Raw genomic sequence first — 24,574 nt, 5'->3', positions numbered from 1 at the left:
CGGGAACGCTTTTTTATGCCCTAACCCTGAGTAAATCAATCAGTTGACCCTGAGGTGAAAACTCTGTGGGTAGAACGACTCACGAAACCATCGGAAAAAGTTTATCTTTGCAGTATGAAAGCGGCAACATTTTATGTTGTGGTATCATCGCTTTCATTCAGTTGGGCTCATAAAAAGTTGATTAGCAACAACTTAATACCTTTCTTCTAAAGTACCCATGAGCCCTTTATTTTAATAAGCCTGAATGCTGGACTTACCCGGCACATCCGGGAAGGGATAGGGCAGCATGTTTTACATTTAATATTTCTACAATTATGGCAAGATCACAAAATAGCTTTATCAAAAAACAGAAGGAGAAGAAGAAGCTCCAGAAGAAGAAGGAAAAGCAAGAGAAGAAAAAGGAGCGTCAGGAAAACAATGACAAGGGGGGAACTTTGGATGATATGATTGTCTATGTAGATGAGTTTGGCAACTTCAGTGACGAGCCACCAGAGCCACCGAAAGCCAAAGACAAAAAGAAAGACGATAAGAAAGATGAGAAAAAGGAGGAGAACTAATTGGTTACGTCCACTCACAAAAAAGGCCATTCTAACATTGTTAGAATGGCTTTTTTTTATCTAAACTCCTTCAGAGCTCTAAATCAAATCAGCTCAGCAGCTCGCTTGCTTTCCAAATACTCATCATAAGTACCGAGCTTATCTATGAAACCATTTGGAGAGATCTCAATGATTCGGTCCGCAATGGTCTGTGTGAAGGTATGGTCATGAGAGGTGAAGAGGAGCGTGCCCGGAAAGTCCTTCAATGAATTATTGAGGGCTGTAATGGACTCCAGGTCCAGGTGGTTGGTCGGATCGTCCAGTACCATCACATTGGCTTCCTGTAGCATCATTCGGCTGAGCATACAGCGCACTTTTTCACCTCCTGAGAGCACATTGCATTTTTTCAGGGTTTCTTGTCCAGAGAAGAGCATTTTACCCAGGAAGCCCCGGATGTAAACTTCATCCTTTTCTCCTGGAGAGAATTCTCTCAGCCAATCGATCAGATTTTCATCACTTTTGAAAAACTCCGCGTTTTCGTTGGGTAGGTAGGCAGTTGTTACCGTCTGACCAAACTTAAAAGTACCAGAGTCTGCTTTTGCTTCGCCCATCAAAATCTTAAAGAGGGTAGTGAGCGCCAGGGTATTGTCGCCTACAAAAGCAATTTTCTCCCCTTTGTTGACAAACAAATCGAAATCCTTGAAGAGGGTGTTTCCGTCGATGCTCTTGGTCAGTCCTTTGATTTCCAAAATCTGATCTCCGGCCTCCCGGCTTTGATTGAAGATGATGGCAGGGTACTTCCTGTTCGATGGCTGAATGTCATCCACGTTGATCTTTTCCAGTAGCTTCTTTCTGGAGGTAGCCTGCTTGGATTTGGAGGCGTTGGCACTGAATCGTGCAATAAACTCCTGTAGTTCTTTCTTCTTTTCCTCAGCTTTCTTGTTGGCTGATGAGCGCTGTGTCAGGGCTAGCTGGCTGGACTCGTACCAGAAAGTGTAGTTTCCGGTGTAAATTTTGATGGCACCAAAGTCCACATCTGCGATGTGTGTACATACGGTATCCAGAAAGTGTCTGTCGTGAGAAACTACAATCACGGTATTTTTAAAGTCGAGCAGGTAGTTCTCCAACCATTCGATGGTTTTCAGATCCAGATCGTTAGTAGGCTCATCCAGGATCAAGATATCAGGATTGCCAAACAGCGCCTGAGCAAGAAGTACCCGTACTTTTTGCTGATTGCTCAGTTCGCCCATGATGCGGTAGTGATCTGCCTCCACAATGCCCAGCCCACTCAATAGCGCTGCAGCGTCTGACTCAGCATTCCATCCATCCATTTCCGCAAAAGCGGCTTCCAGATCAGAGACCCTGTTGCCATCCGCTTCTGAGAAATCCGGCTTGGCATATAGTGCCTCTTTCTCTTTCATGTTGGCCCATAGCTTATCGTGACCCATCATGACTGTGTCCAACACCTGAAACTCATCATACTCAAAGTGATTCTGCTTGAGTACTGCCATGCGCTTCTCTGGCTCTATGTGGACAGAACCAGAATTAGGCGAAATCTCCCCCGAAAGAATCTTAAGAAAAGTAGATTTACCAGCACCATTGGCACCAATGATGCCATAGCAGTTGCCTCCGGTGAATTTTACATTTACTTCATCAAAAAGGACCCTTTTGCCGTACTGAAGTGATATATTTTGAGTAGAAATCATATGCTCCCTTGGTTTTCGAGGTGCAAAAGTAAAGATTCTAGTAGCCAAAAACTAAAATTAGCGGTATTCCTGAAATTAATTTAGGCAGACTCTAGGAGAGGCGAGAGGCTTCATTTTTGCCGTTTGGGCGGGAAATGGGCCCTTTTCACCATACTGCGGCAGTGAGTTGGATTCCTTGCACTTCAGAATGTTTTGAAATAAAGGGTGGCTTCTAATAAATTAAACTATATCTTTGCATCGTAAAGCAGGAGTAAAACTTTACGTATTCAATCCCACACGATTCAATATTTGATCCTTACACCTTCCTTATCGCTCATTTTCGAATAATTGAGCATTCAAAAAAGAAACAATACAATTAATAATAATCTAGTACAATGCAAGAAGGAACAGTAAAATTCTTTAATAACTCCAAAGGTTTTGGTTTTATTAAACCAAATGACTCAAGTGAAGACATCTTTGTACACGAGAGTGGCCTTGTGGATGATATCCGTGAGAATGACAAAGTAAAATTTGATGTAGAAAAAGGAAGAAAAGGAATGAATGCAGTCAACGTAGAGTTGGTTGACTAATTCTCCTCCCAATACATAAAAATGAAAGCCATTGAGTAATCAATGGCTTTTTTTGTGCCTTATTTTTTAGCCCGGGTTTTGGGATCACGGGGAAATATGGATCAAGCGGAATTCCTGTGGGGAGATTGCATTAAAGATGGATGGTGACGTAGTTACCTGATACCTTACATCCCTCAATCTAGTTGATTGACCACTTACCTTCATTTTCTTTGCTTGCCCCGGGCCGCGTAGGCAAAGAAAACAATTGGTGATCCCGCAAAATGGCACCAACCTAGCCGGTCGCACACAAAAAATCATTTTGACTCATCGTATTTGAGCCTTTATTAGAAATTTCATTGGAGTCAAAATGATTCACACTTGTCCCGGCCCGGCAAGGCTTGGATGCCCCGCCGCCTGAACGTTCCTACTTTTCTAAATTCACAGTCCATGAATCGGCTTGACAGAATATAACTATATAGAGTTACCCCAAACTAATATTGCTTGATCGATAATGCTAGTCCCTTTGATCAATTAGATTGATAGAAATTCCCCTTTCGGTAAGCTTCTGACAGAGCTGAAGGTATTTCAGACTCAGCTTCTATTACCAGGGCACGGGCTTCTTGTATTTTGGCGAGCATCTCATGCTCGAGTGCCACAGCCATAGCTCTTCTCTCTTCGGCCTTGGCATTGGCAATGACCAAATCTGCCTGTGCCTGATCTATCTGGAGGATGGCTCCGATATTTCTCCCAATGTTAATATCTGCAATGTCAATGGAAAGTATCTCGAATGCGGTGCCAGCATCCAGTCCATTGGCCAGCACTCTTTTGGAGATTTCCTCCGGCTTCTCCAATACTTCCATGTAGTTGGTGGCTTCACCAATACGAGAGATGATTCCCTGGCCCACTCTAGCCTGTATGGTTTCTTCACCAGCACCACCCACCAATTGCTGAAGATTGGTGCGCACGGTCACCCGGGCCTCCGCAATCAACTGGATACCATCCACAGAAACTCCCGTGATAGCTGGTACTACGATAATATAAGGTGTTACCGATACCTGCACAGCCTCCAGCACATCTCTGCCTGCCAAATCAATGGCCGTGGCTTGCTGGAAGTTCATATTGAGATTGGCTTTATCAGCGACAATTAGCGCTTTAATTACTTTCATGAGATTGCCATGGGCCAGAAAGTGCGTTTCAAGTTTGGCTGTATCCACATCCTTAATACCTGCCTTGGTGGCCAGGATCAGTGATTTCACAATCAGTGCCGGGGGTACTTTTCGGAAGCGCATAAATACCAGATCCAGGAGATTGACCTGAACTCCTGAGAAAATAGCACTTATCCAAAGACTGATGGGGAAGATGAAAGTAAAGAACCAAAATCCTGCCAATACGGCACCAATGATAATGAGGGTAGTAACTGGCATAAGTAAGGTGCGTAGTGGTTTGGTACGAATGTAGGCTTTAGCCAGCTTAGTTTGTGGGTTACGCTGGTAAATATTATATCATTCTCAGGTGACCTTCAGCAAGTATAGAATCTGAGTGATGATGACTTTAGTTTTTGATTACGCAAAACACATCACGCAAGTCCCAAATTCACTTTAGCAATGAATTTGCACAAAGCGCAAACCATCTCCCTTGTATAGTATGAAAATACAGCCCTGAACTATAAAACACCCTATCTTTGCAGCTTTCACATTGATATGAAGTTTGAAGACTACCGCATCGGGGATGCACTCAAAAGAAGTATAAAGGAGCTCGGTTATAAAAAACCCACTGATATTCAGTTCAGGACCATTCCCGCGGTGCTGAAAGGAGAGGACGTACTGGCCATCGCCCAGACGGGAACTGGTAAGACCGCTGCATTTGCCATACCGGTCATCAGCATGATTGACGAGCGCAAGTCCAGCAAACGTTCTGAGCGGGTGAGTTGTCTCGTCATGGCACCTACTCATGAGCTTGCACTTCAGATCACGAGTGCCTTTGATACTTTAGGCAAATTCACGAAGGTAAAAACACTTTGTGTCCATGGAGGAGTAGAGCAGGAGCCCCAAATAGCCAAACTGGGCAAAGGGGTAGATGTGGTCGTGGCCACTCCGGGCAGGATGTTCGACCTGGTGAGTCAGGGAGCGTTGGTGCTCAAAGATGTGGACACATTGATCCTGGATGAAGCCGATCATATGCTTGATCTGGGCTTTATCAAAGACATACGAGACCTCATGAAGCATCTGCCAAAGAAACGACAGACGTTGTTTTTCTCGGCGACTATCAATCCTGAGATCAAGAAATTGGCCTATTCATTGGTAACCAATGCCATACGCATACAAGTCTCCCCTAAAGACCCTGTAGCGAAGAACATTGAGCATGCTGTAGGTTTTATTGAAATGGACGACAAGCGCTTCTTTCTGGAGGGGTTTATCAATAACCATCCTGAGAGTAAAATGCTGGTTTTTGTGCGAACCAAAGTGCGTGCAGAGCGCGTAAAGAAAGCCCTGGAACGAGTGGGGTTGGAGTCGGACACCATTCACAGTGATAAAGAGCAAAAGGAGCGGGATCAGACCATGAAAAAGTTTCGAAGTGGAGAACTAAAGGTGCTGCTCGCCACGGATATCTCTGCCAGGGGTATTGATATTCCTAATGTGGAGTTTGTGGTAAACTATGATCTCCCTGAGTCATCTGAAAACTACGTACACAGAGTAGGGCGAACCGGACGTGGTACCCAAAAGGGACAAGCCATTTCCTTTTGTAGTGCAGAGGAGAAAGCCTTGCTGAAGGAAATCGAAGAGAACCTTGGCAAACCGATCCAACGGATTGAGATTACCAAAGGGGAGTATCAAAACACGATGGATTTTTCGAAGGAAAACGCTTACGATGTGCAATCCCTCATCAGAGAAGCTGAGGCATTTGAGCAGAACCGGAAGAAAAAGAAGAAAAACAAACGATAAAAAAACCGCTCCATGAAATGGAGCGGCTCATTTATAAATGCTGAATTAGCCTTTTTTGGCTTTCTTTTCTCGCTTCTCAGCTTTCTTCTCTTTTGGAGTTTTGGCCGGTTCCTTTTTTACGCTCTTCTTGGCGTCTTGAGATTTGGACATGGTCGTGTTTTTAAAGTTCAAGGTCCCGTCATTTTCCGGGCGAATGCAATAACGACATTTTTGATATTTGGTTGAAGTGAATGACAGAATATTTCCACCAAAATCCTTCTTATCCCTCACAGATCACATCTATTTCCCTTCTCAAAGTTTTTGTCCTTTCCATAGCATCAAGTAACTCAACATCAATAGAGAGCTCTTTGGAGCCCATCACCGAACCTTGATGCTCCAGAGATGTGTCTATATTTTCCTGAAGATGTAAAAGCCTCAATTCATTACCTATTCGAATCATCCTCCAAAAGAAAGAGGCATCGGGGGGTGCAGGGATCAAAAAACCCTCATTGGGGAAATCCTTGAACCTCTTTCTGAAAACACTGCTAAACACCATCGCATAGCAGTATTCTATCAAATGATTACTGTGAAATGTCGACCTGAATTCGGGACGGACTTCTGCACTTTCAGCAAAGCAAACCTCGTGACTTGAGGGCTCGGGCGTGTAAATAAGGTCAAGTTGACGGGCAACCAAATTACCCAATGCACTATCACGCTGAGCATGTAGGTTCTCATGGGGCACGTGACCGTGCAGAAGTCCTCCCAGCTGTTGACGAATGGTGGCTCTCATCGGATCACCCGGATCAAGCCAATCGATTTCAGAAGAGTATCCCCAAGATGCTTTCATGCATCAAAGATAACCTGTTGGCTATAAAGCGCTTTATGCCAACTCCCTCAAATCCACTGGCACTACTCTGGATACACCTTGCTCTATCATGGTGATTCCGTAGATCACATCGGTGCTGGCCATGGTTCGCTTGTTGTGGGTGACAATAATGAACTGCGAATCTTTTGAGAACTCGCGAATAATTTGGTTGAATTTATCAATGTTGGCATCATCCAATGGCGCATCCACCTCATCGAAAATACAGAAGGGTGCAGGCTTCAGCAGATAAATGGCAAAAAGGAGTGAGGTGGCTGTAAGTGTTTTCTCACCTCCTGAGAGCTGATTGATGGTGAGAGGACGTTTGCCTTTCGGCTTGGCCATGATCTCAATGGAAGATTCCAGAGGATTATCCGGATCTGTCAGTTTAAGTTCGCAATCATCCTCTTCCGTGAAAAGGGTACGGAAGACCTTGATGAAATTGTCTCTGATCTTATTGAAAGCATCCAGAAAGGTGACCCGGGCCACCTCATCAATTTCACCAATGGTGGTGAGCAGTGATTCTTTGGCTTTGATCAGGTCTTCTTTTTGTTCGGAAATAAAGTCATGACGGGTTTTGATCTCTTCATAGGCCTCCATGGCCATCGGGTTGATGGGCCCCATGTTTTCCAAACGGTTCTTCATTTTATCCACCCGGTCTCTGAGATCTTCCAGTGGCTGATTGAGCAGCTCCTCATTATCAAAGAGTTCCACCTGCTTCATGTCCAGGTTGAATTCCACCGAGAGGCGATCTTTGATTGAGTTCAGCTGGATCTTGGTTTCATTGAGCTTATTCTGCCACTCCATCAGTACCTGATCCGCAGATTCGCGCATGCGCTGAATTTCACGTACATTTTTCTCAGCCTCATCTATGGCATTGCGCACAGCATAGTAGTCTTTTTCAGCTTCATTGACTCCCATCTCAATGGACTCCTTTTCTTCGTACATGGCCACCAGGTCGTCATCGCTCTCTTCGGATTTTTTCACCAGTTCATTCAGATCCTGGGTAGCTTTTTGTAGCTCCTCAGTGTTTTGCTCTATTCTGGCCGAACTACTGACGAAGGTTTCATCTTTGTGACTAATCTCCTGAGTGATACTATTCACCTTATTTTGCTGGCGGTGATAGAGAACATTCTCCTCATTGTAAGCAGAAGACTTCTGAGCCAGCAGTTCATTCAATTCGTTGAGCTCCTCACGCTTATTGACCACCTGCATTTCCAGCTCCGAGAGAATGCCCGCGGACTGGTCAAACTCCGGCCTGAGGGCGTCTATTTCACTGCCAAGGGTCTCTATGCGCTCTTCTATATCTTCCCGCTTGGTCTCATTGGAGTTCAGCAAATTGCTGTACTGCTCTTGCTTGGTCTGGATAGACACAAAGGTTTCATTGATTCGGTTGATTTCCACCTGAAGTTCCTCCAATAGGCTTGTCTGAGTCGATTTTTTTAGTTGCTCCAGCTCATTGAGATTTTCATTGAGGTTAGATTTGGCCTGTTCCTGTTTCTTAGTCAGGATTTTGATTTCTGCGGCTAATTTCTCCAGATTTTTAGCCCTTCCAATTCGCTTTCCTTCGAAGAGTCCGACGGAGCCTCCGGACATGGAAAACTTCCTTTTGGTGATCTTTCCACTCTTGTCTACAAAAACGACATCATCATCTTCTGTTGATGGAGCTTCATTTTCATAGATGTATACATTGTCCAGCAGATGAGCGATTAATTTGCGGTACTTCTCATCATACTCCACCACCTCCGTTGCAGGGCGGGTATTGGCAAAAATGTGTGCCGAGTTGGCGTGGTATTTCTCCAGCTGATCCAACACGAAAAAATGAGCCCTTCCTCTGGATGAGTCGCTCAGCAGGTTGACAGCTTTGAGTGCATCTTCCCGGGTCTCCACCACATAGTAGTTCATATATGGCTCCAGGAAATTTTCGATACTGATCCTGTATTCTTCAGGACAGGCAATGACATCCGAAAGGAGAGGTGCGTTTTTCCATTGGTTGCTCTTTTTGAGAAACTTGATGGCTTCCGGAAATCCCTCCAGGCTATCTACCAGGGACTTGGTAAGATTATATTCGTTTTGTCTCGAGTCCAGCTTCCGGTTGACCTGTGTGAGTTCCTCACGTATCAGATCGATCCGCTGCTGATTGGATTCTATCTTGTCTTTCAGGGCTGTTTCCTTGGCTTTCAAAGCCTGAAACTCCTCCGTTTTAGCTACTTTCTCTTTCTGGATTTCAGCCAACTTCTGATCAAAGTCCTTCAAACTTTCACTTTGGATGGAAGAATCTTCCCGGGACCGGTTGAGTTCACTTTGTAGTGACTTTATCTGCACTTCCTTGATTTCCAGGTCTTTTCCTACCTGATAAACCTGCTCGCGCTTGGTGTTGTATTGTTGATTGTACTCATTCAGGATTTCCTGAGCTTCCTGAGTTTTGGCTTTTTGTGCATCATAGTCGGCCTGGAGCTGCTCTAGTTTATTGCCTATGTCAGAAAGGATCTGACGCGCCTGATCACTTTCTTTATCCAAACTTTTGAGGGAGAACGCTGCCCGTTCATTGCTTAGCTTATCCTGCGAGAGCTGCTCTTGTAGTTTTTCTATCTTATCCTGAAGATACCGCTGCCGCTCATTCTTGATTTTCTTCTCACTCTCATAATTTCTGATTTTACCCACGTGTTCATTGAGCGTCTTCTGCCTGGAGGACAGAAGCTTTTCTTTCCCAATCAATTCGGCCTTGGTTTTCTCTAAGTTGGCCTCTTTCTCCAGTAGCTGGGTGTTCAGTGAGTTCTTCCGGTCGGACTCTTGAGTGATTCGCTTTTCTATACTTTCAAATACCGCATTCTGATCTCCGATAGATTTCTTCGCAAGGGCGATGCTGTACTGCTTATATTCCTCTTTTATTTCATAGTACTTCTTAGCCTGGCGAGCCTGCTTTTCCAGTGATTTGAGGTTCTTATCGATTTCGAAAAGCAAATCTTCTACACGATCCAGGTCGGCATCAGTGTCCTGAAGCTTACGCATGGTTTCCTTTTTCCTGATCTTAAACTTGGAAATGCCAGCCGCCTCTTCAAAAAGACTCCTTCTGGAATTGTCTTTATCATTCAGGAGGTCGTCTACCATTTTTAGCTCAATGATGGCATAGGTGTTAGAGGCGATCCCTGTGTCCAGAAAGAGGTTGGTAATGTCCTTTAACCGGCAAGGCACGTTGTTGAGCAGGTATTCACTTTCTCCCGAGCGGAAGTAGCGTCTTGTGATCGTGACGTTGGAGTACTCGGTGGGGATCAGGTTTTTGGTGTTATTGAAGGTGAGCGAAACTTCTGCCAGCTGGGTAGCTTTCCTCGCTTTGGTGCCGTTGAAGATCACATTCTCCATTTTGTCAGACCGAAGGACACGTGTTTTCTGCTCGCCAAGCACCCATCTGATCGAATCCACCACATTCGACTTGCCACATCCATTGGGTCCTACGATGCCTGTAATGCCCTCATCAAAATTAATGGTAACTTTATCAGCAAAACTCTTGAATCCCTTTATTTCTAAACGTGTTAATTGCATGAAGTGCTTGTGATGTTAAGCTCGAATGAAGCTAACAAATTTAGAATTAATTTTATATTTTACGACGTATATGGATGATATTCAATTCTGGCTTTATCTGGCATTTGCTGCGATATATTTCATCACCCGAATGATGAAAAAGAAGAACGCCCCCGAACCCACTCAAAGTGCTGAAGAGGAATCGGAACACCCTGAACGACGCACCAGGCCTGTTTCTTTTGAGGATCTCCTGAAGGAGTTTACAGAGGGCAAACAAGAGCCGGAACCTGAAGCACCTCAGCCTGTAGAGGCTCGGCAGTTGGTCAAGGAGCGGGAGTGGGTGGCTCAGCAAAAACCAAAGGAGTTTGAAGAAGGCCGCACACGCCGATTTGCCGATGAGGAGAGTAGGCGCGTCTATGAGGAATCCATCCGATTGGCAGAAGGTTCTGATCTGGAGTTTAAACGTGATGAGCATTTTAAATCTAAAATGCAACGTCAGCAGGATGAGGGTGACCAACAATCTTTGGGTGCTGACATTAAATCCATGCTGCAGGATGCTGATTCAGCTAAGAAAGCGGTCATTCTGAGTGAGATACTCAATCGGAAATATTAAAAGAGAAAGTTAAAATCCCCAAATAAAAAAGCCCTTCAGGATATTCCTGAAGGGCTTTTGCCTTTATGACCGTTTGGTTACCGGCATATAATCTCTTTCGTTTTCCCCGACATATACTTGTCTTGGTCTTCCGATAGGTTCTTTGTTTTCCCGCATTTCCTTCCACTGTGCAATCCAACCAGGGAGACGTCCCAGGGCGAACATCACGGTGAACATCTCTGCTGGTATTCCCAGCGCTCTGTAGATGATACCAGAGTAGAAGTCAACGTTAGGGTACAGCTTTCTATCCACGAAGTACTGATCTTCCAGGGCTTCTCTTTCCAGACCTTTGGCGATATCCAATACCGGATCATTAACACCCAATTTCTCCAACACATCATCAGCCGCCTTCTTGATGATTTTGGCACGAGGATCAAAGTTTTTATATACCCTGTGACCAAATCCCATCAGACGGAAAGGATCGTCTTTATCTTTGGCCTTAGCCATCCATTTCTTAGTATCTCCGCCATCTGCCTTGATGGCTTCCAGCATTTCAATTACTGCAGTGTTAGCACCACCATGAAGTGGACCCCAGAGTGCATTGATACCCGCTGAAAGCGAAGCATAAAGGCTGGCCTGAGAGCTTCCCACAATACGAACAGTAGAAGCAGAGCAGTTTTGCTCATGATCCGCATGTAGAATCAGTAATTTATCCAAAGCTTTTACCACCACAGGATCTACGCTGTATTCTTCAGTAGGTAAGCCAAACATCATCTTCATGAAGTTGGCACAATAGTCAAGTCTGTTATCCGGATAAACCACCGGATGACCCATTTGATTTTTGTAAGACCATGCAGCGAAAGTCGGCATCTTGGCGATGATTCTGATGATGCTCAAGTTCACATCATCACCTGATCTGTTCGGATCAAGGCTTTGAGGATAAAAAGCAGTCAGAGAAGTTACCAGAGAGGAGAGCACTCCCATCGGGTGAGCCGTAGAAGGGAAGCCATCCAATAGTTTCTTAATGTCCTCATGCACCAGTGTATGGTTGGTGATTTGAGATTTAAAGGCCTCAAACTGAGAAGCTTCAGGCAGGTTGCCATAGATCAATAAATACGCTACCTCAAGGAAAGTAGATTTCTCCGCCAGCTGCTCGATGGGGTATCCACGATACCTCAGGATTCCTTTCTCACCATCCAGGAAAGTAATAGCACTTTTCGTGGATCCGGTGTTTTTGAAACCCGGGTCAATGGTAATGACACCTGACTGTCCTCTTAGTTGACTAATATCAATTGCTTTTTCCTTCTCGGTTCCTTCAATAAGAGGCAGCTCATAACTTTTACCATCTACTTTGATTTCGGCTGTATTCGACATCTGCTTGCGTGTTTATTAATTGCTAGAATTTACTCTAAAATAATTATTTATCCTCATTTAACCCCTGGAGGCACTTTCTGTTTGGCGAAAATTAATTCCCGCCTAAAATTAATGGAAGACCTTCTTTTCCACTACCAATCACGATAACTTTTGAGTTGGGAGATGTAGAAATATCAATGGTGGCCTCAATGCCTCTCATTTTCAATAGTTCATCCGTCAAACTACTATTGATAATCTTGTTGGCAACCGCCTCTCCTTCAGCAGCAATTCGCTTTCGCTCAGCTTCACTTTTTTCTTTATCCAACCTAAACTGATAGGCGAGAGCTTCCTGTTCCTGAGTTAGTTTATTTTCGATGGCTAATCTGATTTGCTCCGGAAGCTTGATAGACCTGATGAGCAATGCCCTCATTTCGATGTTATTGCCAGGCGCACCCAGAATGGCATCTGTCTCAGTTTTTATAGAACCCTCTACCTCCGGTCTTTTGGTGGAGTAAATTTCTTCGGCAGTGTATCTACCCATCACCTGTCTTACAGTAGAGCGTACTTCAGGGATGACCAGTCTACGTATATAATCCAATCTAAAAGTCTCATAAATCTCTCCTATGCTGTCGTATACCGGGTGAAATCTCACGGTGATGTCAACATTGATGTTCAAACCGTTCTTATCCAGAACATCCATGGTTTCTTCTATTTGGTTTTCAGTCACATCATAGATGTAAGCATCACTCCAGGGCACCTTTCCGTGAAAGCCTGGACCGATAACATTTGATTTGTCAAGTTCACCTGTCAATGTGTTGAAAATGACTGCTCTTTCTCCAGATTTTACTTTGTATATTATGCTATTGGAGATGGTCAGTAAAACAATAAGAACGATTGCTGTGATTATAATAAGGGGTAGGTATTTACGATTATCCATTTTGTGGTTTTGGTATAAATGAAACGTAAAGTTAATACGGGGAAGCTTATCTATTGGTGAATACCAAGATCTAAAGTAAAATTATTGATTTTTCAAATTATTTTAATTTTCATTGCAAAATATCATGTAATTTGCATCATTTCATAAATAAAATAACAATGAGAGCTACACTGAAGCTATTGAAGGAGACTTTGGGTAAACCATATGAGGACTTAGAGTACCTACTGAATGCCCTAAAAGAGATTTTGTTAGAAAATGGAGAAGAAACAATGGCTTCTCAAATCCCATGGATTAATGACATCCCGGAGCTGGCTTCTCAGGAACTCACAGAGAAGCACATACAGCTATACTCACTTGTTTTTCAGCTGGTGAACATGGTGGAAATTAATGGCGCAGTGCAGCATAGAAGAAGCCTCGAGGACCAGGATTTGGCCTCCGTGAATGGTCTGTGGGCCAACAATCTGCAGAAGCTAAAAGCTCATAATATCGACGAAAGAGACATTGCCATACGTCTTAAGGACATCAGGGTAGAGCCTGTACTTACGGCACACCCAACAGAGGCCAAAAGAGCTACGGTGCTGGAGCACCATCGGGAATTGTATCTACTGATGGTGAACAGGGAGAACTCCATGTACACCAAGAAGGAAATTGCCAACATTCGACATAACATCAAGCAGACACTTTACAGGTTATGGAAAACCGGGGAGATTTTCCTGGAGAAGCCGGATGTACAATCAGAGCTTCGAAACATCATGCACTACCTCATCAATGTGTTCCCTGAGGTAATCCCTGTGATGGATCGGAGGATGATTCAGGCGTGGGAAGATCAAGGGTTTAAAGCCCAAACCATCTATGAACTCAATGCATGGCCAAAACTTTCATTTGGAGACTGGGTAGGAGGAGACCGGGATGGTCACCCCTTGGTCACAGAGCAGGTAACAGAAGAGACACTCAAGTCGCTCAGGCTCAATGCGATTGTAGTGATCAGGAGAAAGCTTACCGACCTGGTAAGACACCTCAGCTTCACTGCTGAAATGGATGAGGTAAATGCTGACTTAAAGAAGCGAATGCTTCAGATTCAGTCTGAGCTTGGACCAAGAGGGGATGAGGCGTTCTCGAGAAACAGAGGTGAAGCATTCCGACAATTTGTGAATGTACTGATCACCAAACTACCTGTAGACACCCGACGTGGACATGCCACCGAGATCATGGAGTATCCCGGATGTTATGTGGAATCCAAGGAACTTTTGAACGATTTGAAGTTGCTTCAAAAGGCGATGGTAGAATATGGCTCTAAATCAATCGCTTATGATGATATACACACGGCGATCAGAAGTGTAGAAACCTTCGGGTTTCACCTGGCCAAAGTGGATGTAAGACAAAATAGTGCATTCCATGATAAAGCCATGCAGCAGCTTTTGGAAGCCGCAGGTTTTGAAAAAACCAATTACCCTGAGTGGAGTGAAGAGGAACGAATGGAATTCATCAATCAGGAATTGAAATCTAATAGACCTTTTACCCACCAGAAAATCAAACTGGGACCCAATGCCGAGGCGGTGGTCAATTGCTACCGGGTATTGGAAAGTCATATCTCCAAGTACGGAACAGACTCTATTGGCTCATTGATTGTAAGTATGACCAGAAGTGTTTCTGATTTGCTGTTGGTTTATCTTCTGGCCAGAGAAGCTGGTCTTACCAGACAAACCAAGGAAGGCCTGGTGTCAGAGCTGCCGGTGGTGCCGCTTTTGGAAACCATTGAGGACCTGGAAAATGGACCTGACATCATGAGGGGGTTTTTGCAACATCCATTCACCCAGCGCAGCCTGAATCACTTCAAACAGAAGGAAGAACTTGATAAACCTGTGCAGCAGGTGATGGTGGGCTATAGTGATAGTAATAAAGATGGGGGCATCATGGCCAGCCAGTGGAACCTCTATAAGGCACAATCCAGATTGTATGAAACAGGGAAAAACTTTGATGTGAAAATTAGATTTTTCCACGGTAAAGGAGGCTCTATCAGTCGTGGTGCTGGCCCTACACACTATTTTATCAACTCGCTGCCGCACTCAAGTATCGGAGGAGATCTGAGGCTCACAGAGCAGGGGGAAACCATCGCGCAGAAGTATGCCAACAAGGTCAATGCAGAGTATAATATTGAGTTGTTGATGGCCAGTACGGCAGCTACGGCTATACTTAGTCAATTTACAGAGCGTAAGCCACATCCACTGGCGCATGTACTCCAAAAGCTGGCTGACGACAGTAAAACGCATTATGAAAACCTGATGCGGGAAGATGGGTTTATCCCATATTTCAGAGAAGCTACGCCAATTGACGCAATTGAAACAAGTAAAATTGGGTCAAGACCAGCCAAGAGAACGGGAGCCAACTCGTTGGAAGACCTCCGGGCCATTCCCTGGGTATTCTCATGGAGCCAGTCGCGCTACAATATGACCAGCTGGTATGGTTTGGGTACTGCACTGAGTGAGTTGAGAGACAAGGACAATAAGTCTTATGAAGAGTTCAAGAAGGTCCTGGTCTATGATCCGTTTATCAGGTATGTACTCACCAATGTGGATACCAGTTTGGCTGCGACTGACGAAGAAGTGATGACCGAATATGCCTCACTGGTCAGCGACACCAAACTCAGAGATAAATTTCTTAACCTTTTCCTGGGAGAACTGGCGCTCACCAGAGAGATGCTCATGGATTTGCTCGGTAAGGACATTGAGAAAAGAAGGAAGAATCATTATTATTCCAATCAGCTCCGAGCTTCGCTCATGATGTATTTGCACAAGCGCCAGGTGAAGTTGCTGGCCAAGTGGAGAAAGGAAAAGGCTGCTAACGATCCGGCTGCTGAGATCACTCAGACTCAGCTGATGCTTACCATCAATGGTATAGCATCCGCCATGAGAAACACAGGTTGATCAAACATACCACAAAGAATCAAAAGAGCGCCGCAGTAATGTGGCGCTTTTTTTTTGAGGAGTTTACGGAAGGTCACTGTATAAGTGTCTCTGAATAACTAAACATCAGGTAATCGTAAATCAATAAAAAGGAAAGATCCATACTTTTCAGGAGAGCACTAAAATCCTTTAACCGCTCCTTCAAATCAACTTTTTGCCATTTATCAAAAAATCAAACCGGCGTTCCAACGGAATGATTTCACAGCGTGTATTTGCTTGTTTAACAACCATAAATTAATCCAATATGAAACAAGTATGCATGATTGTTTTACTCACCATTTTATGCAGCCACTACACCCTAATATATGGGCAAAATCCTTTTGATCAACCCCGGGCATATCCCATTCCGATCGATCAAAACCAATCAGGGTCGCAAGCTCCCCTGGATGCGCAAGGAGAAACCAAACAGGGTCATTCATTTTTGCGGCCACAAAACAGCCCGATGATTCCGAGTTTCCAGAATGCACAAAGTAACTTATTTCAATCAGATGGAACCTCACCACAGATTAGAACCTGCTTTACTGTAGAAAACGAGCAGAAGTTGAGGGAAAAGTATGCAGGTAGGTTGTCTACTGACGATTTTGAAGCACGGCTTTCCAGGCAACTCGCCTTGTCAAGAATGTCTGCTGATCCTGAGACCATTTATCAAATTCCCACCATCGTTCATGTGGTCCACAGCGGCGAACCCCGAGGTACCGGGTCCAATATCAGTCGGGAGCAGATTATGTCGCAGTTTGATGTCCTTAATGAAGATTTTAGGAGATTGGGTGCCGGATACAACGAACATCCTGACGGAGCGGACATCAATATAGAATTTGTACCCGTTCTGACTGATCCTTATGGCAACCTTCTGGAAGAACCGGGTGTTGATCGCATTTCTGGTTATAGTTCCTCTTACAGTTATACAGTGATCGAGGAAGAGTTAAAACCCAATACCCAATGGGATCCTTATCGATTCTTTAATATTTGGGTACTCGACTTTGGTAGCTCAGGCTTACTGGGATATGCTCAGTTTCCTAACCTATCCGGATTAGACGGGCTTCCTGAGGATGGCTTTGATTTCACTGATGGTATTGTAATCGGCTACCAATTTTTTGGGCGTACAGGTCAGGTATCTGCCCCCTTTGATCTGGGGAGAACGACCACCCATGAAGTTGGCCACTGGCTCGGCCTTCGCCACATCTGGGGCGATGGAGGTTGTGATATGGATGACTACTGTGAAGACACGCCTGTCGCAGACGGTCCCAATCGATCGTGCGAGACCAGAGACAGCTGCCCGGGAGGCGGCCCTGATATGATTGAAAACTACATGGACTACAGTACAGATGGCTGTATGAATATTTTCACTAAAGATCAGCGCATGCGTATGCGAACGGTCATGGAGATGAGCCCTATGCGGAATGCGCTCATTGTTTGTCAGCTTGCACCACCCGCTGTAGCAGGGAGCAACACGGCTGAAATGCCGCTTTCGTGGTATGAATATACCGCTGCAGATCATGAGGTGGTTACAATATCCTCAATGGGGGCCATCGTAGATACCAAGCTTTCGCTGTTCAGGGAGTGTCATACACTGCCGATTAGTGAAAGTGATGATGCTTATGGTACGCAGCAGTCGGAGCTTTCTATTGCACTTCAGGCTGGAGAAACCATCAAAATCCTTTGGGAGAACAGACAATTTGACCCGTTCACCTGGCAATTGACTACTAGTACTCCCGAAGAAGGAGCTGCTTGTGGGGTGGCTGCCATGGCGCTGGAGGGCAATAATACGCTTCCGACCACCTCTTTGGGAACCTACTGGTATCGGTTTAGTCCGGATGCTGACCATCAAAAAATCACCATTTCAGCTGGCGATATGACCTTTAATGTGTACGGAAATGACTGCAATCAGCTCAAATATATTAAGGGGGGAAAGGGCACGCTGACCATGTTTGATGTAAGTGCCGATCAGAGCCTTTTTATATCGTTTGAGCCTCAGGGTGGCAATGTAGACTGGACACTTCACACCACCTCCATCAGGAGTGGTGAGGCGTGCAGTGATGCGGTCAACGCCATGGAGGGGCAAAATACCATTCCATATGAAGCGCCATTTGAATATTGGTACACCTTCACAATGCCTGCTACCGGGAATCTTACATTGCACAGTGCAGAGACCTCAACCGAATCAGTTGACTTAAAGGTGTTCAATGAATGCGGTGGCTTTCTACTGGGGAGTACAGCCGGTGACGGGGTGGAGCTTACTACAGCTTTAGAAGAAGGTGAAACTGTTAAAATAGTCTGGGAAAGTGCCTCAGCAGTAGCTGGTTATGAGTGGGTGCTGATAGCTTCACCCTTCGAAAATGGTGAGGTGTGTTCAGTCGCCAGGGAGGTACAGGCAGGATTGAATCATACTGATGGAGCACCACAGTGGTTTAGCTTCACCACCACCAAACGTAGTAATCTTGTTATCAGCTCTATAGGGCTTACGGATGTGAACACCCATCTGATGATCAAGCGGGAATGCCATGGTCAGATTTTTATGGACAATGATGAAGGGCATGATACCCATTATGATTTCTATGACCAGGCACAGCTTGTTTTGTATATGGTGCCGGCGGGAGAAACCTTTTATATTTTATGGTCAGAGAAATGGTCCTACGAAGGATTTGACTGGACCATCGAGGAAATAGACCCCCTTCCGGGAGACAACTGCGGCACCGCTGTTCAAGCTCATACCGGAACTAATCAGGTGACAGTGGATCGGGATCATTACTATTTTGGGCATTTATATTGGAATAAATATACCGTTCCTGCTAATGGAAAAACCATTACTGCCTTCAGTAGTGAGCCGGTGGAAATGGCCATTTTTGTCAATAATGATTGTCAGCTATTTAGCTGGGTGGATAGCGGGCAGGGAAAGGGACGTGCTGTTAATCTTCCTGCCGGAACAGAGCTCGTGTTTATCTGGAGTCTTGACTACTTCAATGAAAACTTCACCTGGGAGTTAACTGTAGAGAATATCCAGGCGGGTGATCATTGTGAAAGCCCAATCAGCGCCGTGAAAGGGGACAATATTTCGGAGAGCGCTCCTGTTTGGTATGACTATCAAATGGCAGAAGATGGAAGTTTGAAAGTATCCTATCAGGGTGATTATATCGATGGCAGCCCTTTTGTTGCTATCCTGGATGGTTGTACCAACGCCGACCTTCTTTATAGCGGAGTGGGGGAAGCATTTGTGTCCGGACTATCCAAAGGACAGGAGGTATCCATTTATTGGTCAATTAACTATCCTTTTCCGGGAATTAAGTGGAAACTGGAGGAAATCCCGGTTCGGCAGGGTGATCGATGTGAAGACCCACTGGTGGCAAACTATGGACTGAATCATGCGGAGTATGCTACGCACTGGTTTACCTATAACGTGGAGACCGCGGGAAACTACACCATTTCATCCATGCCGTTTACTTACTCGAATACTCTGCTCTCAGTGTACGATGGTTGTGATGGAAACTTACTGGCTAGCAATGACAACATCTTGGTGCTAGATGACTGGATCGAATATTTTCAAAGCAGTGTAACGCTTGAAAACCTGGAAGTGGGTCAGACACTTCTGATCAAATGGGACGGAGCGTACTCTTATGAGGCATTTAATTGGGAAATTGTTACAGATCAGCCGAGACCAGGCGATTCGTGTGAAGATCCACTGCTGGCCGTAGAGGGGGTCAACAATGGGATGAGGCCAATGCCTGCATGGTTTACTTTCACCATGCCTGAAACTAACTCATTTTCAGTGAGTTCAGTTGGCTACACCTCAAATGATACTTATGTGGAAATCTATGACGTATGTGATGGTGAACTGATTGCTTACAGTTATGATTATGGTGGTGATCCTCAGAGCTTTGCCTACCTGCCGGAACTAGAGGCTGGTCAAACCGTCTACATCAGGTGGGCGAACAGCATGAACTCTGCCCAGTATTCCTTTGACTGGAAGTTATTCGTGGGTGATCCGGAGCTGGGTATTTTCTGCGAGTCTCCTGATCAGGCCCATGAAGGCGTGAATACCGTACCAGACTATGTGAGCAATTTTTACTGGTTTTCATATACGATGCCAGAGGACAACAAGAAGCTGGTGATCTCCAGACTGGACCTTTCCACAGCCCGCTACCGTACCATAGGTGTGACTCCTGAGTGCAGCACGTTGAGCAGCTATGCCATCAGTGAAGACCGGGTGGAGGTGAAAGGACTCATGGCTGGAGATGAGGTGCTGATCTTTTTTGGTGAGTTAATCGATGGAACCCGCCCAGGCTTTGACTGGGGTCTGGAGATTGTGGAGATGGAAAGTGGCGACCATTGTGATACTGCCATCGAGGTACTTCCCGGATTGTATGAGTTTAGAGGTGCTCCAAAATGGTACGAATATACCTTACCAAAAGCCGGGGATGTCACCCTGACTTCAATCGGTCTGAATAATGTATCATACGCCAACTCATACATTGAAGTGTATGACGCATGTGATGGAAATTTGATAGCAGCTAATGATGACCCAGAGAATGTAGCGGTGCACAGCATGGCTGAAGTGATCATAGAAGACCTGGAAGCAGGGCAGAAGCTTTTGATCAAGTGGGGAAGCGAACCTTTTCAAACTGACTTCAACTGGATGCTAAGTGTGGCGGCTGACAATGAGGCTCCTACGCTTGCTGACCATCACTTTTCCCTATCGAAATTCACGACAGGGCATCTCATAGGTGCGCTATCGGCGGAAGACCCTGATGATGATGAATTGGTTTATCAGATCACCGATGGCAATGAGGATGGTGCTTTTTCACTGTCCAATACCGGAGAGCTCAGGATCGCTGATGTCACCAAATTACCTGCAGTTGGAGGAGAAAGAACGCTAACTGTGAGTGTATCTGATCGCATAGCCCAACCCGCCGAAGCCACGCTCACCGTCGATATGGTGCTGGCTGTTGAACAGCAACATGTGGGGGTTGTGGTGTTCCCAAATCCGGCCACAGATAGGTTGTACTTGAGACTGGCAAGTCAGGTCCAGGTCTATGAGAGCTATTTTGTTGATTTGACGGGGAGAATAGTCCAGGTAAATAATGCCAGGGAAACGGAAATTTCCCTACTTGGCCTAAGGCAGGGTATCTATTTCTTAAAGTTGCAAACCACCAATGGACCCGTTGATTTTAGGGTAATGGTGAAATAGCACCTACATAGATTAATTTCTTATAAAAAGACCGGTAATGCCGGTCTTTTTTTATACTGGTGAGTGTGTTTTTCAAGCCTTATGAAGGCAGTTTTCGGATTAGTTCAAATTAAAAAATCAAAAATTTTTGAGTAGAAATTTACTCAACCGCCCTTGTTATAATTGATGAAGATCCTAAAGATTACCACCCGGTAGTATTGCTATCGGGGGTATTTTTTTCGAAACAATTTTCAAAATTTCCACATATTACTTCATTCAATAAAAGCTTGAAGTACAAGTGCTTCATCTAAAAGTTGGAGTTTTTTTGTAAATCAAAATCACAATTCATGGCAGCTAGCAGAATTATCTACTTACTTCTCTTCTCATCTTTATTCTCCTGCAAATCACAGGAGACTGAGCAGGAGGGAACTCCAGTTGCAAAAAATGTTATCCTCCTGATAGGAGACGGGACCGGACTATCCCAAATATCATCCGCTTTTTACTATAAAAGCACCCAGCCGAATTATGCCCGCTTTCCTTTCATAGGGCTTATAAGAACGTCTTCATCCAGAGAAGACATCACCGACTCTGCCGCCGGGGCTACGGCTTTTGCATCTGGCGTCAAAACCTACAATCGCGCGATTGGGGTATCCGATGATACAACAGAAGTAGCAACGCTGGTTGAAATTGTATCCCAACAGGGCATAAAAACAGGGCTCATCTCAACATCGGCTATTCAGCATGCCACCCCCGCGAGTTTCTATGCACATGTGAAACACAGGAAGCAATATGAAGACATTGCGGCCTATATGATTGATTCTGACGTGGACTTTTTTGCTGGAGGTGGCAGGCAGTTTTTCAACCAAAGATCAGACGGAAGAAACTTGTTAGTAGATTTAGAGGCCAATGGGTTCAGGGTAGATACCACAGCTCTGGGTGCATTCACAGATATCAAAACACAATCCAGAGTGGCCTATTTACTGGCAGCGGATCACATGGAGCCAGTGGCCAAAGGTCGCGGTGATTTTTTACCGAAAGCCGCTGAATTGGGTCTTCAGTTCCTTACAAAGGATGGTGGAAATTTTTTCATGATGGTGGAAGGCTCACAAATTGATTTTGCAGGTCATCAAAACAATGCTGACTATCTCATTTCAGAGCTCATTGACTTTGATGATGCCATCGGTAAGTGCCTGGATTTTGCAGAAAAGGATGGCAACACGTTGGTCATTGTAACAGCCGATCATGAAACCGGAGGGTTTACCTTGGCATCCACAGAAAGAGAAAATGAGGACGGCAGCACCTATAAAGACTATACCGAAATCAATCCGACGTTTTCCACCAAAGGACATTCAGCTACATTGATCCCGGTATTTGCTTATGGTCCTGGTGCTGAGTCATTTGCGGGTATTTATGAAAACACAGAGATTTTTCATAAGATCCTGAAAGCCACACAATGGAGCCCTGGGAAGTGATTACGTCAGTGATGCATTAATATGCCGATATGAAAACAGTATTGATCTACCTATACAAGACACTGTTTGTGGTGTTTATATTCGTGTTGATTACAAACCTTGCCTTCCTAAAACAGGACGATCTGATCTTCGATAATATCGACGTGCCAGGCAAAGACCTGATTCAGTTTGCGATCGTTGGAGATGCTCCATATGATACGCTCGGAAGTACAGCATTGTTGGAGCGATTCCAATCCCATATAGATGACAACAATAAGCGAAGCTACGCCGACTTTTTAATTCATGTCGGAGACATCAAGAAGGGATCAACACCATGTGAACTAAGCTACTATACCAACACCTTAAAGGTTCTTGAATCTTCTTCTAAAAAGCCTTATTTGCTCATAGGTGATAATGAATGGAACGACTGTGATCATGGCACTGATCCAACAATAGGATTGGAACATTGGGAAAGCACGTTTACAGACTTGAATGAGCGATTCATCAATGATTTTGACGCCAATAGTCAACCTGGCAGACCAGAGAATATAGCTTTTTTGAGAAATTCGGTTTTGTTTCTCACCATCAATCAGGTGGATGGGCGTATTCATGACAGCACCGAATGTCAGACAATCTGATTTGGGTGCAAGAGCGCATGACCCAATATAAAGGTATGGTTAATGCATATGTCATATTTGCCCATGCCGCCCCGGGGATAAAGCGAGAAAAGAAAGTCATAGGAGATTCGCTTTTCTACCTTCCGTTTAGAGACCTCATTCAGACCTTTAGCGAACCCATCTTATACATTCAGGGCAATAAGCATGTATGGAATTATGATACCACTTACTTTGGTGAGCTGCAGCTTGATAATTTTCTGAGAGTGGTTATTGATGAGGATAAGTTAACGCAAAGTGTCCTTCAGGTAGTGGTATCGTGGGACAGGAACCACCCTTTCTATTTCGATCGAAACATGATGTCAGATAGTTTGTCAGCAGATCCATCCTTGACTGTTCTAGATAGCTCTTCGGTAACTATTTCATGGCAAACAAATCAACCAACCTCGAGTGTCGTCCGATATGGGAAGTTGAATGGCTCGTTACAATACCGCAAGGAGGATTTGACAGAGAAAACCAACCATCAAATCACCATTACCAACCTCGATAAGGCCACCAACTATCAGTTTGAAGTAGGCACAAGGACTTCAAGACTGAGCGAAAAGTTGACTCTTGCTGATTAGTGATCGGCTACATCATAGCTTGATGAATGCTGATGGATCTAGCTGACCGGGGGTAATTCTGATTTCGTGAATGATCCCTTTAAACCACGACACTTCATTTAGTCGCACACCGATAGCACACTTCCCGGTTTGGATGCCTTTGAATGTAAATGGTTCATGTAGTTCGTGAGAGCCATTCACATAAGTGTCAAGCGAACTGTCAGAGACAACAAAAGCCACATGGTACCATTGACCCAGGGGGTGAGTGAGATTTTCATCAATCAGGGCTTTGTTGTTTCCGGCAGACGAGACAAACCCATCAAAATACCATTGATCATCCACAGCCCTGATTTCCAGGAGCATACGGTCCTCAAACACTTCACCTATGTGCACGACGCGCTGCTCAAAGGGGCCGGCAGTATCCGGATAAAATATCATCTCGATGGTAAATGATTCCATCGAATCCAGTGGCATGTCTTCCAGAAAAAGGGCGTCATCTACTCCATCAAAATATACCGACTGACCAAAAGGTGTCTCCACTATGCCCGGCAAACCCACAATTCTCAGGTCATTAGGTTTGGTTCGTATCATATCTGCCAACTCCCAAGAAATAACAGAATTCGCACAATGTCTTGTCGTCCGACAGTATACATCGGGCAACGGCTGACCAAAATGGAGGCCCAGTAAGGCGACTGTCACTAAAAAGGTGGTGTTAATATTCATACACATTTCATTGAGAAGTACACATTTTAAAACCTAAAGGGTGGACTTTAAAAAGAGGACGAAAGGGACAGTCTATACTCACT

16 protein-coding genes are annotated in these 24,574 nt (G+C 44.8%); 9 read left to right on the top strand and 7 right to left on the bottom strand.

Annotation, left to right across the window (positions count from 1 at the left end):
* The first annotated feature begins 314 nt into the window (after positions 1–314).
* A complete protein-coding gene (locus tag GV030_RS03620; RefSeq protein WP_159579897.1) occupies positions 315–557 on the top strand; it encodes a cold-shock protein in 243 nt (80 codons plus the stop codon).
* 83 nt (positions 558–640) lie between these two features.
* Here the strand turns inward: GV030_RS03620 and GV030_RS03615 are convergent, their stop codons facing one another.
* Entirely contained in the window at positions 641–2,242 is a 1,602-nt protein-coding gene (locus GV030_RS03615; RefSeq protein ID WP_159579895.1) for an ABC-F family ATP-binding cassette domain-containing protein, read from the bottom strand.
* Positions 2,243–2,616: 374 nt separating this feature from the next.
* Between GV030_RS03615 and GV030_RS03610 the strand changes: the two genes are divergently transcribed.
* Positions 2,617–2,811 carry a cold-shock protein gene (locus tag GV030_RS03610; protein WP_159579893.1) on the top strand — a complete coding sequence of 65 codons (195 nt, stop codon included), beginning with the start codon at positions 2,617–2,619 and terminating at the stop codon, positions 2,809–2,811.
* A 506-nt stretch (positions 2,812–3,317) separates the two neighbouring features.
* Here the strand turns inward: GV030_RS03610 and floA are convergent.
* Positions 3,318–4,214, bottom strand: coding sequence for a flotillin-like protein FloA (floA, locus tag GV030_RS03605; protein WP_159579891.1), 897 nt, complete (start codon positions 4,212–4,214; stop codon positions 3,318–3,320).
* Positions 4,215–4,490: 276 nt separating this feature from the next.
* On the opposite strand from floA, the gene GV030_RS03600 reads away from it, so the two are divergent.
* Positions 4,491–5,732, top strand: a complete 1,242-nt coding sequence (locus GV030_RS03600; RefSeq protein ID WP_159579889.1) for a DEAD/DEAH box helicase — start codon at positions 4,491–4,493, stop codon at positions 5,730–5,732.
* A 259-nt stretch (positions 5,733–5,991) separates the two neighbouring features.
* Here GV030_RS03600 and GV030_RS03590 read toward each other — a convergent pair whose 3' ends face one another.
* Positions 5,992–6,558, bottom strand: coding sequence for a type ISP restriction/modification enzyme (locus GV030_RS03590; protein WP_159579885.1), 567 nt, complete (start codon positions 6,556–6,558; stop codon positions 5,992–5,994).
* Positions 6,559–6,591: 33 nt separating this feature from the next.
* Complete coding sequence (gene smc, locus GV030_RS03585) at positions 6,592–10,116, bottom strand: chromosome segregation protein SMC (protein WP_159579883.1); 3,525 nt, start codon at positions 10,114–10,116, stop codon at positions 6,592–6,594.
* Between the two features lie 70 nt (positions 10,117–10,186).
* On the opposite strand from smc, the gene GV030_RS03580 reads away from it, so the two are divergent.
* Positions 10,187–10,708: a hypothetical protein gene (locus tag GV030_RS03580; protein ID WP_159579881.1), complete on the top strand. Its 522-nt coding sequence runs from the start codon at positions 10,187–10,189 to the stop codon at positions 10,706–10,708.
* Positions 10,709–10,771: 63 nt separating this feature from the next.
* Here the strand turns inward: GV030_RS03580 and GV030_RS03575 are convergent, their stop codons facing one another.
* Both GV030_RS03575 and GV030_RS03570 read right to left on the bottom strand, forming a co-directional pair.
* On the bottom strand, positions 10,772–12,061 hold the full coding sequence (locus tag GV030_RS03575; RefSeq protein WP_159579879.1) for a citrate synthase: 1,290 nt from the start codon (positions 12,059–12,061) through the stop codon (positions 10,772–10,774).
* A 91-nt stretch (positions 12,062–12,152) separates the two neighbouring features.
* On the bottom strand, positions 12,153–12,977 hold the full coding sequence (locus GV030_RS03570; protein ID WP_159579877.1) for a prohibitin family protein: 825 nt from the start codon (positions 12,975–12,977) through the stop codon (positions 12,153–12,155).
* Positions 12,978–13,135: 158 nt separating this feature from the next.
* Between GV030_RS03570 and GV030_RS03565 the strand changes: the two genes are divergently transcribed.
* The 5 genes from GV030_RS03565 (at position 13,136) to GV030_RS03545 (ending at position 23,789) form a co-directional block, all read left to right on the top strand.
* Complete coding sequence (locus tag GV030_RS03565) at positions 13,136–15,901, top strand: phosphoenolpyruvate carboxylase (protein ID WP_159579875.1); 2,766 nt, start codon at positions 13,136–13,138, stop codon at positions 15,899–15,901.
* Between the two features lie 283 nt (positions 15,902–16,184).
* Positions 16,185–21,122 carry a M43 family zinc metalloprotease gene (locus GV030_RS03560; RefSeq protein ID WP_159579873.1) on the top strand — a complete coding sequence of 1,646 codons (4,938 nt, stop codon included), beginning with the start codon at positions 16,185–16,187 and terminating at the stop codon, positions 21,120–21,122.
* A gap of 326 nt (positions 21,123–21,448) precedes the next feature.
* Positions 21,449–22,573: an alkaline phosphatase gene (locus GV030_RS03555; RefSeq protein WP_159579871.1), complete on the top strand. Its 1,125-nt coding sequence runs from the start codon at positions 21,449–21,451 to the stop codon at positions 22,571–22,573.
* A gap of 29 nt (positions 22,574–22,602) precedes the next feature.
* Entirely contained in the window at positions 22,603–23,190 is a 588-nt protein-coding gene (locus tag GV030_RS03550) for a hypothetical protein (RefSeq protein ID WP_159579869.1), read from the top strand.
* Positions 23,175–23,789: a fibronectin type III domain-containing protein gene (locus tag GV030_RS03545; RefSeq protein WP_159579867.1), complete on the top strand. Its 615-nt coding sequence runs from the start codon at positions 23,175–23,177 to the stop codon at positions 23,787–23,789. Before GV030_RS03550 ends, GV030_RS03545 begins: the two co-directional genes overlap by 16 nt.
* Positions 23,790–23,801: 12 nt before the next feature.
* Here the strand turns inward: GV030_RS03545 and GV030_RS03540 are convergent, their stop codons facing one another.
* Positions 23,802–24,491 carry a LamG domain-containing protein gene (locus GV030_RS03540; protein WP_159579865.1) on the bottom strand — a complete coding sequence of 230 codons (690 nt, stop codon included), beginning with the start codon at positions 24,489–24,491 and terminating at the stop codon, positions 23,802–23,804.
* Positions 24,492–24,574: the final 83 nt, after the last annotated feature.

Source organism: Marinoscillum sp. 108 (assembly GCF_902506655.1).
GTDB classification, from domain to species: Bacteria; Bacteroidota; Bacteroidia; order Cytophagales; family Cyclobacteriaceae; genus Marinoscillum; species Marinoscillum luteum.
The sequence above is the reverse complement of the archived record's forward strand: the minus strand, read 5'-3'. Positions and strand labels throughout refer to the sequence as shown.